This window comes from Streptomyces sp. NPDC001373, from assembly GCF_042895815.1.
Taxonomy (GTDB): Bacteria; Actinomycetota; Actinomycetes; order Streptomycetales; family Streptomycetaceae; genus Streptomyces.
The window spans coordinates 138226-151576 of sequence record NZ_JBIAWQ010000011.1; the positions used below are offsets into that span (position 1 = coordinate 138226).

Genomic DNA, 13351 nt, shown 5'->3' on the forward strand with positions numbered 1-13351 from the left:
CGCCGGCTCACCCGCCCCGCGCTCCCTCGCCGAGGCCCTGCGCGCCCGCGACGACGCGGCGCTCGCCGCGCTGCTGCACGCCCGCCCCGACCTGCTGAACCCGGTGCCCGCCGACATCACCCAACTGGCCACCCGCGCCGGCACCCGGGCCTCGGTGGTGCGCGCCCTGGACCGTCTGGACCGGTTCGCGCTCCAGACGGCCGAGGCCCTCGCGGTGGCCCCGGACCCCTGCCCGTACGCCGTGCTGGAGGAGCTGCTCACCGGCAGCGGCGGCGAGGACACGAGGGACGCCGCGGCCCGGGACGCCCTCCCCCGGGCCCTGGGGACGCTGCGCGACCAGGCCCTGGTGTGGGGGGACGACGACCGGCTGCGCCTGGTCCGCACCGCGCGGGAACTGCTCGCCCCCTCCGCGCAGCGGCCCTCACCGACCGGGCTCGGCCCCACCGTCGCCGAGGCCACGTCCGGGATGTCGCCGACCCGGGTCCAGGAGATCGTCGCGGCCGCCGGGCTGCCCGCCACCCACGACCCGGTGTCGGCGGTGGCCGCCCTGACGGGGCTGTTCACCGACCCGGAGCGGATGTCGGCGCTGCTGGACCAGGCCCCGGCGGAGGCGCACCAGGTGCTGGGGCGGCTCGTGTGGGGGCCGCCGTACGGGGAGGTGACCCCGGATCCGACGCCGCCGGTGCGCTGGCTGCGCGACCGGGGGCTGCTGCTGCCGGCCTCGGCGCGCACCGTCGTCCTGCCCCGCGAGGTGGCCCTGCACCTGCGCGGCGGGCTCGCACACCGGGCGACGGCGCCGGTCGCGCCGCCGGTGGGCGCGCACCGCGAGCACCGTCCCCAGCTTGTGGACGCCAACGCCGCCGGGCAGGCACTGGCCGCGCTGTCCACCGTCGAGGAACTGGTGAAGTCCTGGGAGCACACCGGGCCGCTGGTGCTGCGGGCGGGCGGGCTCGCCGTGCGCGACCTGAAGCGGACGGCCTCCGCCCTGGACACCACCGAGCAGGCGGCCGCGTTCTGGATCGAACTCGCCTACGCGGCCGGGCTGCTGGCCAGCGACGGCGAGGCCGACGAACGGTACGCGCCCACCCCGGCCTTCGACGACTGGTGCGAACGGCCGCCCGCCGAGCGGTGGTCGGCGCTGGCCTCGGCCTGGCTGGCGGCGACCCGCACCGCCGGGCTGGTCGGCGAGCAGGACGCCAAGGGCCGCACCCTCGCGGCACTCGGCCCCGAACTGGACCGCTCGCCCGCGCCGGAGGTGCGCCGCCGGGTCCTCGAACTCCTCGCCGCCCTGCCCGAGGGCGGCGCGCCCGACCCCGACACGCTCCTCGAACGGCTCGCGTGGGAGCGCCCGGAGCGCGGTACGAGCGACCTGCGCGCCCGCCTCGCGCACTGGACCCTGCACGACGCCGAGGTGCTGGGCGTCACCGGCCGGGGCGCGCTCAGCGCCTTCGGGCGGGCCCTGCTGGAGGGCCGCGACCCGGCGGCGGCGCTGGCCCCGCTGCTGCCGGAGCCGGTGGACCACGTGCTGCTCCAGGCCGACCTGACGGCGGTGGCCCCGGGGCCGCTGCGCCGCCCGCTCGGTGACGTGCTGGCCGTGCTCGCGGACGTGGAGTCCAAGGGCGGGGCGACCGTGTACCGGTTCACTCCGGGCTCGGTGCGCCGGGCGCTGGACTCCGGGCAGACCGCCTCCGACCTGCACGCCTTCCTCGCCGAGCACAGCCGCACCCCGGTGCCGCAGCCGCTGGCGTACCTGATCGACGACGTGGCGCGGCGGCACGGCCACCTGCGCGTCGGGGTGGCCTCCTCGTACGTGCGGTGCGACGACGACGCCATGCTGGGCGAGATCCTGGCCGACAGACGCTCGGCGGGCCTGGGGCTGCGCAGGCTCGCGCCGACGGTGCTGGCGGCGCAGGCGGAGCCGGGCGCACTGCTCGACGGGCTGCGGGCGATGGGCTACGCCCCGGCCGCGGAGTCCCGTACGGGCGACGTGCTGGTGGCGCGGGCCGCCGCGCACCGCACCCCGGCCCGTTCGGCGCCGGTGCCGGTCCCGGACGGGCCGCCGGTGCCGGACGCGACGCTGCTGGGCGCGGCGGTACGGGCGGTGCGCGCGGGCGACCTGGCGGCGACGGCCGTCCGCAAGGAGCCGGCCGGGCCGTCGGCCGCCCCGGCGCCGGGCGAGCTGCCGCGCACCAGCGCGGCGGAGACCCTGGCCACGGTGCAGGCGGCGGCGCTGACCGGGTCGGCGGTGTGGATCGGGTACGTCAACGCGGAGGGGGCGGCGAGCCAGCGGGTCATCGCCCCGGTGCGGGTGGAGGGCGGCTTCGTCACCGGCTACGACCACACGGCGGACGAGGTGCGCACGTACGCCCTGCACCGGATCACGGGAGTGGCGGAACTGGAGGAGGACCAGGTCTGAAGACCGGGTCTGAGGACCGGGCCCGAGGACCGGGTCCAGGGCCGCTCGGGGAGGGAAATCCGCTGGCGGGAAGGGGTGCGGGGCCCGCACCCTGACCCCATGTCGGAAACACCCCAGCAGATCCCCCAGCACCGGATCCCCCCGCACCGGATCCCCGAGCGTCAGGTCCGCGCCGCCCACACCGCCGCCACCGTGACGGTGTACCAGGCGTACTCCCCCGCCCTCGGCCTGCCGGCGGCCCGCGACGGCCGCTTCCCGGCGGCGTGGAAGCGGGAGCGGATGACGTGGATCAAGCCGTCGTTCCTGTGGATGATGTACCGCTGCGGCTGGGCCACGAAGGCCGACCAGGAGACCGTGCTGGCCGTCGAGATCAGCCGCAAGGGCTTCGACGGGGCCCTCGCGGAGGCCTGCCTGTCCCACTACGTGCCGGAGGTGCACGGGGACCGCGAGGCCTGGAAGGCGGCCCTGTCCCGCTCCCCGGTCCGTGTCCAGTGGGACCCCGAGCGCGACCCGCACCTGAACCCGCTGCCCCACCGGTCCCTCCAGCTGGGCCTGTCGGGCCCGGCGTCGCGGGCCTACGCCGACGCGTGGACGGTCTCCATCCGCGACGTCACCCCGCTGGCCCGCGAGATCCACGGCCTGCTCCGCGCCGGCGACACCGCCGCGGCCCGCGCCCTCCTGCCGGTGGAGACCCCCTACCCGACGGGCCCGCTGCCCCACCTCGGCGCGTAGGCGCCCGCGCGGGACCCGCGAACCCCCGGCGGTACGGCAGACTGGAGGTTTGGCCGCCCGCGCCCGGGCGGCCGCCACCCCGCCGGAAAGGGACATGCGTGAACGGGCCCCTCATCGTTCAAAGCGACAAAACCCTCCTTCTGGAGGTCGACCACGAGCTCGCCGGAGCCGCGCGCCGGGCCATCGCCCCCTTCGCCGAGCTGGAGCGGGCACCCGAGCACATCCACACCTACCGGATCACCCCGCTGGGCCTGTGGAACGCGCGAGCCGCCGGGCACGACGCCGAGCAGGTCGTCGACGCCCTCGTGGAGTTCTCCCGCTATCCCGTCCCGCACGCGCTGCTCGTCGACGTGGCCGAGACGATGGCCCGCTACGGGCGGCTCACCCTCTCCAAGCACCCCGTCCACGGGCTGGTGCTGACCAGCACGGACCGGCCCGTGCTGGAGGAGATCCTGCGGTCGAAGCGGATCGTCCCGCTGGTCGGGGCCCGGATCGACGCCGACACGGTGGCCGTGCACCCCTCGGAGCGGGGGCAGATCAAGCAGACGCTGCTCAAGCTGGGCTGGCCGGCCGAGGACCTCGCCGGATACGTGGACGGTGAGGCGCACCCGATCGAGCTGGAGGAGAACGGCTGGGCGCTGCGGCCGTACCAGGCGCAGGCCGTCGAGGGGTTCTGGCACGGCGGGTCGGGCGTGGTCGTGCTGCCCTGCGGCGCGGGCAAGACGCTGGTCGGCGCCGGGGCGATGGCGAAGGCCAAGGCGACGACGCTGATCCTGGTGACGAACACGGTCTCCGCGCGGCAGTGGAAGCACGAGCTGGTGAAGCGGACCTCGCTGACGGAGGAGGAGATCGGCGAGTACTCGGGTACGCGCAAGGAGATCCGGCCCGTCACGATCGCCACCTACCAGGTCCTCACCACCAAGCGGAAGGGCGTCTACCCGCACCTGGAGCTGTTCGACTCGCGTGACTGGGGGCTGATCCTCTACGACGAGGTGCACCTGCTGCCGGCGCCCGTCTTCAAGTTCACCGCGGACCTCCAGGCCCGCCGCCGCCTGGGTCTGACGGCGACTCTGGTGCGCGAGGACGGCCGGGAGTCGGACGTGTTCTCGCTGATCGGGCCGAAGCGCTTCGACGCCCCGTGGAAGGAGATCGAGGCGCAGGGCTACATCGCGCCCGCGGACTGCGTCGAGGTCCGGGTCAACCTCACCGAGTCCGAGCGGCTGGCGTACGCGACGGCCGAGACGGAGGAGAAGTACCGCTTCTGCGCGACGACCGCGACGAAGCGGAAGGTCACCGAGGCGCTGGTGCGCAAGCACCAGGGCGAGCAGACCCTGGTCATCGGGCAGTACATCGACCAGCTGGACGAGCTGGGCGAGCACCTGGACGCGCCCGTCATCAAGGGCGAGACGTCCAACGCGCAGCGCGAGAAGCTCTTCGACGCCTTCCGCGAGGGCGAGATCAGCGTGCTGGTCGTGTCGAAGGTCGCGAACTTCTCCATCGACCTGCCCGAGGCCACGGTCGCCATCCAGGTGTCGGGCACCTTCGGCTCGCGGCAGGAGGAGGCGCAGCGCCTGGGCCGGGTGCTGCGGCCGAAGGCGGACGGGCACGAGGCGCGGTTCTACTCGGTCGTGGCGCGCGACACGATCGACCAGGACTTCGCCGCCCACCGCCAGCGCTTCCTGGCGGAGCAGGGCTACGCGTACCGGATCATGGACGCCGACGAGCTGCTGGCGGGCGACTGACCCGCGCGGCTTCCTCCCTTCCCAGGGGTGGCCTCGGGGCGGGGATGCGGGCCGCCGCCGGGCGGTGGGGGCGGCAGCGGCGGAGGGCTCCCGCCGCTCTCGTTGCCAGGAGGGTGAGCGGGGGCACGGCCCACACCCACAGGTGCTGCCAGTGCAGCAGCGGGGCCCCGCCGGCCGCCGGCGGGTGGTGGGTCCAGAAGTCGGCGGAGGCCTCGGGGAGGACCAGGGCGCCGAGCAGGGCGGTACCGGCGAAGCCGGCCAGGGCGGTCAGGGCGGCCCGGACCTGTCCGGTGAGCAGCAGGTACGGGATGAACACCGCCGGGGTCAGGGTGATCCCGGCGGCGGTGCCCAGGGCGAAGCCCCGGCCGAGCGCGGCGCGCGGTCGGCCGAGGTCCCACAGGGTCAGGCAGGCCAGGGCGAGGTTGATCTGTCCGGGCAGCGGACTCTGGAACAGCGGCTCCAGCCACAGCCCGGCGATGGTGGCGGCCAGGACGGGGCCCGGCCGGGCCCGTACGCCCGCGAGGCGGCAGGAGAGCAGGATCAGCAGGGCGAGCAGGCCGCCGTTCCCGAGGACGAGGACGGCCTTGAGCACGCCGGTGGGCAGCCAGGCGGCGGGGGTGAGGAGGATCGCGGCGAACGGCGGGTAGCCGGCGGGCGGGTGCCAGTCGGCGGGGCAGAAGCCGCTGAGCAGGGCGTCGGCGGTCGGGACGCGCAGGGCGATGCAGAGGACGCCGAGGGTGAGGAGCGCCCCGGTGACCAGCATGCCGGCGAGGGGCGACGGCGAGCGGTCGGGATCGGGGCTGCGGGTCACGCGCGTGACCCTAGTGGATCGTCGGGGGGCCTCCGCCGGGATCAGGCCACCTGCCGCGTCCGCAGGTCAGCGCCGTGCGCGTCCGCCGATCGGCGGTGGCCGCCCCGGCGGGCCGGCGGCCTGCGCGGCGCCCCGACGGCCTGCGCGGCGGGGTGGTCAGCGGCGTATGACGCCCGCGTCGGAGGAGTACTCGCCGAGGACGACGACCCGTATGGCGGCCGTCACGTAGACCTTGACGGCGCGCAGCGCGTCGCCGACGCGGTGGCGGGAGTGGTGGGAGGAGGTGGCGGTGGCGCCGCTGGGGCGGCCGCCCCGGGCCGGGGTGAAGGTTGCGGTGCTCATGTCTCCATGGTGCGCGTCCGGCGCGTTCCGCACATCGGTCCGGAGAGCCAATCTCAGGGGCCTCCGGCTCCTCCTCACGTCCCATGGCTTCCCCTAGGGCTCTGCCGAAGGTCTGACACTCCCGGGTATGACGCCCGTCCGGAGGTACGGGCCGTCGGGAACCCGCCTCCCGTAAACCCGTTCGCGCCGGTCCCGTCCGCTGACTACAATCTCCGCTCTTGCCGCCTCCCGCCGCCGTACCGGGGAGAGCCGCCTGCCGGACGGCAACCGGTGGGTTTCTGTTCCGCACCGAGCCGCTGGAGGCAGTCCCGTGCCCGCGCACGCCCCCGACACCACGCCCGAAGACACCGCGCCCGGCACGGCCGCCGCATCCGACTCCGCCGGTCTCCTCGGCCGCGAGCGGGCCCACCTGGCCGCCTCCCGGGCCGCGCTGCGCGCGATGCGCGAGGACGTGGAGGCGCTCGACATCCGCGACGTCACCGCGAACTGGGTCAACGCCGTCGTCCTCCAGGCGCAGATCGACGACCGCATCAAGGCCCTGGCCGACCTCGCCCACACCCCGCTGTTCTTCGGCCGCCTCGACTACCTCCACGCCCCGGGCGCCGACCTCGCCGAGGGCGCGGGCGGCGAGCAGTTCTACATCGGCCGCCGTCACGTCCACGACGCCGACGGCGACCCGATGGTGATCGACTGGCGTGCGCCCGTCTCCCAGCCGTTCTACCGCGCCTCCAAGGCCGACCCGCAGGACGTCGGACTGCGCCGCCGCTTCGGCTACACCGGCGGCGACCTCACCGCGTACGAGGACGAGCACCTCTCCGACCCCGCCGAGGCGGCGGCCGTCAGCAAGCTGCTCCAGCAGGAGATCGAGCGCCCCCGCGTCGGCCCGATGCGCGACATCGTCGCCACGATCCAGCCCGAGCAGGACGAGATCGTCCGCTCCGGCCTGTCCGGCTCGGTCTGCGTACAGGGCGGCCCCGGCACCGGGAAGACGGCCGTCGGCCTGCACCGGGTCGCGTACCTGCTGTACGCGCACCGCGAGCGGCTCGCCCGCACCGGCACGCTCGTCATCGGGCCGAACCGTTCCTTCCTCCACTACATCGAGCAGGTCCTGCCGGCCCTGGGCGAGCTGGAGGTCCAGCAGGCCACCGTCGACGACCTCGTCGCCCGCCCGGGCCTGGAGGTCCGCGGCGCCGACGCCGCCGCGACCGCCGTGGTCAAGGGCGACGCCCGGATGGCGGAGGTGCTGCGCCGCGCGGTCCGCTCGCACGTCACCGCGCCCGCCGAGCCGCTGATGGTGGTCCGCGGCTCGCGTCGCTGGCGGGTTCCGGCGTACGAGCTGGAGGAGATCGTGGGCGAGCTCCAGAACCGCGACATCCGCTACGGCGCGGCGCGCGACGCGCTGCCGCAGCGCATCGCCCACGCCGTCCTCGTCCGCATGGAGCAGGCGGGCGAGGCACCGGACGACCGGGTGCAGGACGCGGTGGCCCGCAGCGCGGCGGTGAAGGCGGCGGTCAAGGCGGTCTGGCCGCAGGTGGAGCCGGCGAAGCTGGTGCTGCGGCTGCTGTCGGACCCGGAGTTCCTGGCGCTGCACGCCGAGGGGGTGCTCACGGAGGAGGAGCAGAAGCTGCTGCTGTGGCCGAAGCCGTTCCGCAGCGTGAAGTCGGCGAAGTGGTCGGCGGCGGACCTGGTGCTGATCGACGAGGCCGCGGACCTGGTGGAGCGGACGCACTCGCTCGGGCACGTCGTCGTCGACGAGGCGCAGGACCTGTCCCCGATGCAGTACCGGGCCGTGGGGCGGCGCTGCACGACGGGTTCGGCGACGGTCCTGGGCGATCTGGCGCAGGGCACCACCCCGTGGGCGACGCGCAGTTGGGCCGAGGCGCTGGCGCACCTGGGGAAGCCGGAGGCGGTGCTGGAGGAGCTGACGGCGGGCTTCCGCGTGCCGCGCGAGGTGATCGCGTACGCGTCGCGGCTGCTGCCGGAGATCTCGCCGGGGCTGGCCGCGGTGTCGTCGGTGCGTGAGGCGCCGGGGTCGCTGACGGTGTCCGCGTCGTCCCCGGACGGGCTGGTGGCGGACGTGATCGGCGCGTGCCGTGCCTTCCTCGCGCACGAGGGGTCGATCGGGCTGATCGCGGCCGACGCCCGGATCCCGGTGCTGGCGGAGGCGCTGCTGGCGCAGGGGCTGCCGTATCTGTCGCCGGGCGAGGAGACGACCGCCGAGTCCCGGCTGACGCTGGTGCCGGCGTCGCTCGCGAAGGGTCTGGAGTACGACTACGTGGTGCTGGACGAGCCGGCGGCGATCGTGGACGGCGAGCCGGACGAGCGGACGGGGCTGCGCCGCCTGTACGTCTGCCTCACCCGAGCCGTCTCGGGCCTCGCGGCCCACCACGCCGCCCCGCTCCCGGCGGCCCTGGCGTAGCGGAGCCCGCCGGCTGCGCGGGGCTCCCTGGGGCTCCGCCCCGGACCCCGCGCCTCGATCGCCGGCGGGACTGGAATTCCGCTGTGCGAAATCCAGCCCGCGCGGCGTTCGAGCGCACGGGCGCGCAGCGCACGTACGGGGTCAGGGGCGGAGCCCCTGGGAACGGGCGAAGGGTGGGTGGGGGACCTCGCCCCGCGCAGCGGCCCCCGCACCGGCACCCGGCCCCGCGGGCTAGGCCAGCGCCGCCCGCCACTGTGCGACCGCCGCCGCGGACACCGGCCCGTCCCACCCGGAGGGACGGGCCGCGCCTCCGATGTGGAAGCCGTCGATGCCGGCCTGCCTCAGCACCGGCACGTGCGTCAGCGTCAGCCCGCCGCCGACCAGGATCCGCGGCCCGTACCCCGGCTCGCCGCTGCGCGCGGCCTCCGCCAGCAGGACCGGGAGCCCCTCGGGGACCCCGGCCGCGGAGCCCGCCGTCAGGTACGTGTCCAGCCCGGGCAGGTCGGCCAGCGCCTTGCGCAGCCCGTCCCGGTCGGCCGCGCGGTCGATCGCGCGGTGGAAGGTCCAGCGGCAGCCGTCCAGCTCCGCCAGGACCGCCTCGACCGCCGTCAGGTCGGGGCTGCCGTCCGGGTGCAGGAACCCGAGGACGAACTCCTGCGCTCCCTCGGCCCGCAGCTCCCGCGCCGCCCCGGCCAGCGCGGCGACGTCGCCCGCCGCGAATCCGTCCGTCCCGCGGAGCATCACGCGCAGCGGGATGTCGACCGAGGACCGGATCGCCGCGAAGGTCTCACGCGAGGGGGTGAGCCCGTCGGCGGCCATGTCGGTGACCAGTTCGAGTCGGTCCGCCCCACCCGCCTGGGCGGCGACCGCGTCCTCCACGTCGAGGGCGATCACCTCCAGGAGCGCACGGTTGCTCATGTGATCCCATCCTTCGGAACATAGGGAAAATAGGTCTAGTCCAATATCCAGGGTACGGGCCCCGGCCCGCGCTCCACCAGCACCATCACGCCACCCGCACAATGTCCGCATGGAGACCGACAAGGGCACGGACGCAGGCACGGGCACGGACGCGGGAACGGACGCAGGCACGGGCACGGACGCGGGAACGGACGCAGGCACGGGCACGGACGCAGGCACGGGCGCGGGAACGCACACGGACGCCGCGCTGCGCCGCCGCTGGGCGGTCACCGCCGCGGCCGCGGGCGCCGACCGCGACCCGGCCCCCTACGCCGACCGCCTCCTCGCCGCCTGGGCCGAGCCCCAGCGCCGGTACCACACCACCGCCCACCTGGCCGACGTCCTCACCCGCGTCGACGTCCTCGCCGCGCACGCCGCCGACCCCGCCGCCGTCGAGCTCGCCGCCTGGTTCCACGACGCCGTCTACCGCCCCGACCGCTCCGAGAACGAGGAGCGCAGCGCCGCCCTCGCCGAGCGGGCCCTCCCCGAGCTCGGCATCGACGCCGCCCGCACCGCCGAGGTCGCCCGCCTCGTCCGGCTGACCGTCACCCACGACCCCGCCGCCGGGGACACCAACGGCGAGGCCCTCTGCGACGCCGACCTCGCCGTCCTCGCGGGCCGCCCCGACGATCCCGGCGCGTACGCCGCCTACGCCGCCGCCGTCCGCGCGGAGTACGCCTTCGTCCCCGACGAGGCGTTCCGCACCGGCCGCGCCGCCGTCCTGCGCCGGCTCCTCGGCCTGCCCCACCTCTTCCGCACCCCGTACGGCACCGCCCACTGGGAGGCCCCCGCCCGCCGCAACCTCGCCGCCGAGCTGGCCGCCCTGACCTGACACACACGCGCGGCACCACCGGGAATGCGGCCGCCTCCCGTCCGGTTCGTGAGAAGCATGCCCCCAGCCTCAGCGAACACCCGTTCCCGCATGCCCGTCGCCGTCTACGTCCTCGGCCTGTCCGTCTTCGCGCTCGGCACCAGCGAATTCATGCTGTCCGGGCTTCTGCCGCCCATCGCCGAGGACATGGGCGTCTCCATCCCGCGGGCGGGCCTGCTCATATCCGCCTTCGCGATCGGCATGGTCGTCGGAGCGCCGCTGCTGGCCGTCGCCACCCTGCGCCTCCCCCGCCGCACCACCCTCGTCGCCCTCATCAGCCTCTTCGGGCTCGGCCAGGTCGCGGGCGCGCTGGCCCCCTCGTACGGCTTCCTCTTCGCCTCCCGCGTGGTCTCCGCCTTCGCCTGCGCCGGCTTCTGGGCCGTCGGCGCGGCCGTCGCCATCGCCATGGTCGGCAAGGACCAGCGCGCCCGCGCCATGTCCGTCATGATCGGCGGCCTCTCCATCGCCAACGTCCTCGGCGTGCCCGCGGGCGCCTTCCTCGGCGAGCAGTTCGGCTGGCGCTCCGCGTTCTGGTCGGTCGGCGCGGCCTCGGCCGTCGCCCTCGCCGGCATCCTGGCGCTCATCCCGAAGATCCCGCTGCCCGCCGAGAAGCCCCGCCTGCGCCGCGAGCTCTCCATCTACGGCGACCGCCAGGTGTGGCTCGCCGTCGCCGTCACCGCCCTCGCCGCGGGCGGCGTGTTCTGCGCCTTCAGCTACCTGTCGCCGCTGCTCACGGACGTGGCCGGACTGGACTCGGCCTGGGTCCCGTGGGTCCTCGCCCTCTTCGGAGTCGGCGCGCTCGCCGGCACCACCGTGGGCGGCCGGATCGCCGACGGCCGCCTCTTCGCGGTCATGACCGGCGGCATCACCGCCTCCACCGTCTTCCTCGCCGCCCTGGCCCTGCTGGCCTCCGTCCAGGCGGCGGCCGTCGCGCTCGCCTTCCTGCTCGGCGTCTCGGCGTTCTTCACCGCCCCGGCCCTCAACGCCCGTGCCTTCAACGTCGCCGGCGCCGCCCCCACCCTCGCCGGCGCCACCACCACCGCCGCCTTCAACCTCGGCAACACCGGAGGCCCCTGGCTCGGCGGCGCCGTCATCGACGCCGGCCACGGCTACGCCGCCACCGCCTGGGCCGGCGCCGCCATGACCGTCACCGCGATCGCCCTGACCCTCCTGGCCCTGCGCATCGACCGCCGCACGGGAACGGGTACGACCCGCGTCGTCGCCGCGTCGGCGGACACCCCGGCGGAACGGACCCCCGCCCGCGCGTAGGAGGCCGCCGGGCCTACGCCGCCGGGGCCGGACGCCCCTTCGGGCGGCGCAGGCCCGCCTGCGTCAGCCGGCGGACCAGTTCCTTGCTGCCGATCTCCACCGCCCCCGCGCCGACCGCGTCCGCGTACCGGTGCGACGGAACGTCGTAGTGGTCCCGTTCGAAGGCCCGCGGCGGGCAGCCGATGCCCGCCGCGAAGGCGTGCAGCTCCTCGTACGAGACGTCGCTGACCATGTGCGACCACATGCGGCCGTGCCCCGGCCAGACCGGCGGATCGATGTACACCGTCACCGGCGGCTCACCCGCCCGGGTGGAAGACGGGGCCGAGACCGCCCACCGCCGCCACCTTCACACCGGCCTCCGAGCACACCCAGTGCGGATCGGGGCCCAGCTCCGGCTCCACGTCCAGCGCGTGCGGCTCCCCGTGCCCGCACACCGGGCACAGCGGCCAGCGCCCGTACTTCTCCAGCAGGGCGTCCTTCACGTCCTGGGCGACGAGTCCGGCGAGGTAGCCGACCCCCTCCGGCCACTGCTCCACCCACCACCTGCGGTGCGTGACCGAGTCCTCGACGAGAGACACGACATCGGCGTCGGCGACCTCACCTGCGGCAAGGTCGGCGAGAACCAGAGCACGGGCGACATGCAGGGCCTGTTCCAGGGGGGTCGCGTGGTCCATGGGCTCATTCTGACCCCTCACCGCCCGAAAAGGGGAGGCCGTGCCCCCGCCTGCGGCCCGGTGCACCGCCCCCCGGCCGCCACCGGTGCACCATGGCTCCCACACGGGGAAGCCCCGGCGCCCGCCGAGCCACCGCCCGCAGGAGCCCGCCATGACCGCGCACGCCGACCTCCGCGCCCAGCTCGACACCCTCACCACCGAGGCCTTCCGCCCCGAGCTGGCCGAGATCGACCGGCTACCCACCCTGGAGATCACCCGGCTGATGAACGCCGAGGACGCCACCGTCCCGGCCGCCGTCGCCGCACAGCTGGAGCGGATCGCCGCCGCCGTCGACGCCATCGCCGAGCGGATGGCCCGCGGCGGCCGCCTCGTCTACGCGGGCGCGGGCACCGCCGGCCGGCTCGGCGTCCTGGACGCCAGCGAGTGCCCGCCCACCTTCAACACCGACCCCGCCCAGGTCGTCGGCCTGATCGCGGGCGGCCCCGGCGCCCTCGTCACGGCCGTCGAGGGCGCCGAGGACTCCCGGGAACTGGCCGCCGAGGACCTCACCGCCCTCGCCCTGACCGCCGACGACACCGTCATCGGCGTCTCCGCCTCCGGCCGCACCCCCTACGCGATCGGCGCCGTCGAGTTCGCCCGCTCCCGCGGCGCCCTGACCGTCGGACTGTCCTGCAACGCCGGCTCCGCCCTCGCCGCCGCCGCCGACCACGGCATCGAGGTGGTCGTCGGCCCCGAGCTGCTCACCGGATCCACCCGGCTGAAGGCCGGCACCGCCCAGAAGCTCGTCCTGAACCTCATCTCCACGGTGACGATGATCCGCCTCGGCAAGACGTACGGGAACCTCATGGTCGACGTACGCGCCACCAACGAGAAGCTGCGCGCCCGCTCGCGCCGCATCGTCGCCCTGGCCACCGGCGCACCCGACGCGGAGATCGAGGCCGCGCTCACCGCCACCGGAGGCGAGGTCAAGGACGCGGTCCTCGTCCTCCTCGGCGGAGTCGACGGCCCCACCGCCGCCCGCCTGCTCACCGCCTCCCGGGGCCACCTCCGCGAGGCCCTCGCCGTCGTCCGCTGACCTCCGCCCGCGCAGCTCCCGCAGCTCCCGCACGCACAGCAAG

Annotated in this window: 12 protein-coding genes; 7 read left to right on the forward strand and 5 right to left on the reverse strand. The window is 75.6% G+C overall.

Annotation, left to right across the window (positions count from 1 at the left end; translation table 11 throughout):
* The first annotated feature begins 37 nt into the window (after positions 1–37).
* The 3 genes from ACFY15_RS24410 to ACFY15_RS24420 all read left to right on the forward strand — a co-directional run bounded on the left by ACFY15_RS24410 (position 38) and on the right by ACFY15_RS24420 (position 4890).
* Positions 38–2416 carry a helicase C-terminal domain-containing protein gene (locus tag ACFY15_RS24410; protein WP_390687995.1) on the forward strand — a complete coding sequence of 793 codons (2379 nt, stop codon included), beginning with the start codon at positions 38–40 and terminating at the stop codon, positions 2414–2416.
* A 99-nt stretch (positions 2417–2515) separates the two neighbouring features.
* Positions 2516–3148: a DUF4291 domain-containing protein gene (locus ACFY15_RS24415; RefSeq protein WP_390687894.1), complete on the forward strand. Its 633-nt coding sequence runs from the start codon at positions 2516–2518 to the stop codon at positions 3146–3148.
* A gap of 98 nt (positions 3149–3246) precedes the next feature.
* Positions 3247–4890, forward strand: a complete 1644-nt coding sequence (locus ACFY15_RS24420) for a DNA repair helicase XPB (RefSeq protein ID WP_390687895.1) — start codon at positions 3247–3249, stop codon at positions 4888–4890.
* Here the strand turns inward: ACFY15_RS24420 and ACFY15_RS24425 are convergent.
* Together ACFY15_RS24425 and ACFY15_RS24430 are read right to left on the reverse strand one after the other, a co-directional pair.
* Positions 4856–5701, reverse strand: a complete 846-nt coding sequence (locus tag ACFY15_RS24425; protein ID WP_390687896.1) for a glycosyltransferase family 87 protein — start codon at positions 5699–5701, stop codon at positions 4856–4858. The genes ACFY15_RS24420 and ACFY15_RS24425 overlap by 35 nt on opposite strands.
* Positions 5702–5857: 156 nt before the next feature.
* Positions 5858–6043, reverse strand: a complete 186-nt coding sequence (locus ACFY15_RS24430; RefSeq protein ID WP_390687897.1) for a hypothetical protein — start codon at positions 6041–6043, stop codon at positions 5858–5860.
* 310 nt (positions 6044–6353) lie between these two features.
* Here ACFY15_RS24430 and ACFY15_RS24435 point away from each other — a divergent pair, with 310 nt between their 5' ends.
* The gene (locus tag ACFY15_RS24435; protein ID WP_390687898.1) at positions 6354–8462 is read left to right on the forward strand and encodes a HelD family protein; all 2109 of its coding nucleotides are present in this window, start codon (positions 6354–6356) and stop codon (positions 8460–8462) included.
* 231 nt (positions 8463–8693) lie between these two features.
* On the opposite strand, the gene ACFY15_RS24440 is transcribed toward ACFY15_RS24435, so the two are convergent.
* Positions 8694–9380, reverse strand: a complete 687-nt coding sequence (locus ACFY15_RS24440; RefSeq protein ID WP_390687899.1) for a copper homeostasis protein CutC — start codon at positions 9378–9380, stop codon at positions 8694–8696.
* A 109-nt stretch (positions 9381–9489) separates the two neighbouring features.
* Here ACFY15_RS24440 and ACFY15_RS24445 point away from each other — a divergent pair, with 109 nt between their 5' ends.
* Together ACFY15_RS24445 and ACFY15_RS24450 are read left to right on the forward strand one after the other, a co-directional pair.
* Positions 9490–10251 carry a hypothetical protein gene (locus ACFY15_RS24445; protein ID WP_390826062.1) on the forward strand — a complete coding sequence of 254 codons (762 nt, stop codon included), beginning with the start codon at positions 9490–9492 and terminating at the stop codon, positions 10249–10251.
* Positions 10252–10341: 90 nt separating this feature from the next.
* Positions 10342–11559, forward strand: coding sequence for a Cmx/CmrA family chloramphenicol efflux MFS transporter (locus ACFY15_RS24450; RefSeq protein WP_390687901.1), 1218 nt, complete (start codon positions 10342–10344; stop codon positions 11557–11559).
* 13 nt (positions 11560–11572) lie between these two features.
* Here ACFY15_RS24450 and ACFY15_RS24455 read toward each other — a convergent pair whose 3' ends face one another.
* Together ACFY15_RS24455 and ACFY15_RS24460 are read right to left on the reverse strand one after the other, a co-directional pair.
* Entirely contained in the window at positions 11573–11848 is a 276-nt protein-coding gene (locus ACFY15_RS24455; RefSeq protein ID WP_390687902.1) for a DUF4031 domain-containing protein, read from the reverse strand.
* A 7-nt stretch (positions 11849–11855) separates the two neighbouring features.
* Positions 11856–12233: a hypothetical protein gene (locus ACFY15_RS24460; RefSeq protein ID WP_390826063.1), complete on the reverse strand. Its 378-nt coding sequence runs from the start codon at positions 12231–12233 to the stop codon at positions 11856–11858.
* Between the two features lie 151 nt (positions 12234–12384).
* Here ACFY15_RS24460 and murQ point away from each other — a divergent pair, with 151 nt between their 5' ends.
* On the forward strand, positions 12385–13308 hold the full coding sequence (murQ, locus tag ACFY15_RS24465; RefSeq protein WP_390826064.1) for an N-acetylmuramic acid 6-phosphate etherase: 924 nt from the start codon (positions 12385–12387) through the stop codon (positions 13306–13308).
* Positions 13309–13351: the final 43 nt, after the last annotated feature.

Excerpts from the sequence above, each read along its gene's own strand:
- ACFY15_RS24460 (WP_390826063.1), bottom strand. The coding sequence starts at position 12,233 with ATGGACCACGCGACCCCCCTGGAACAGGCCCTGCATGTCGCCCGTGCT.
- ACFY15_RS24430 (WP_390687897.1), bottom strand. The coding sequence starts at position 6,043 with ATGAGCACCGCAACCTTCACCCCGGCCCGGGGCGGCCGCCCCAGCGGC.
- ACFY15_RS24445 (WP_390826062.1), top strand. The coding sequence starts at position 9,490 with ATGGAGACCGACAAGGGCACGGACGCAGGCACGGGCACGGACGCGGGA.
- ACFY15_RS24450 (WP_390687901.1), top strand. The coding sequence starts at position 10,342 with ATGCCCGTCGCCGTCTACGTCCTCGGCCTGTCCGTCTTCGCGCTCGGC.
- ACFY15_RS24415 (WP_390687894.1), top strand. The coding sequence starts at position 2,516 with ATGTCGGAAACACCCCAGCAGATCCCCCAGCACCGGATCCCCCCGCAC.
- ACFY15_RS24440 (WP_390687899.1), bottom strand. The coding sequence starts at position 9,380 with ATGAGCAACCGTGCGCTCCTGGAGGTGATCGCCCTCGACGTGGAGGAC.
- murQ (WP_390826064.1), top strand. The coding sequence starts at position 12,385 with ATGACCGCGCACGCCGACCTCCGCGCCCAGCTCGACACCCTCACCACC.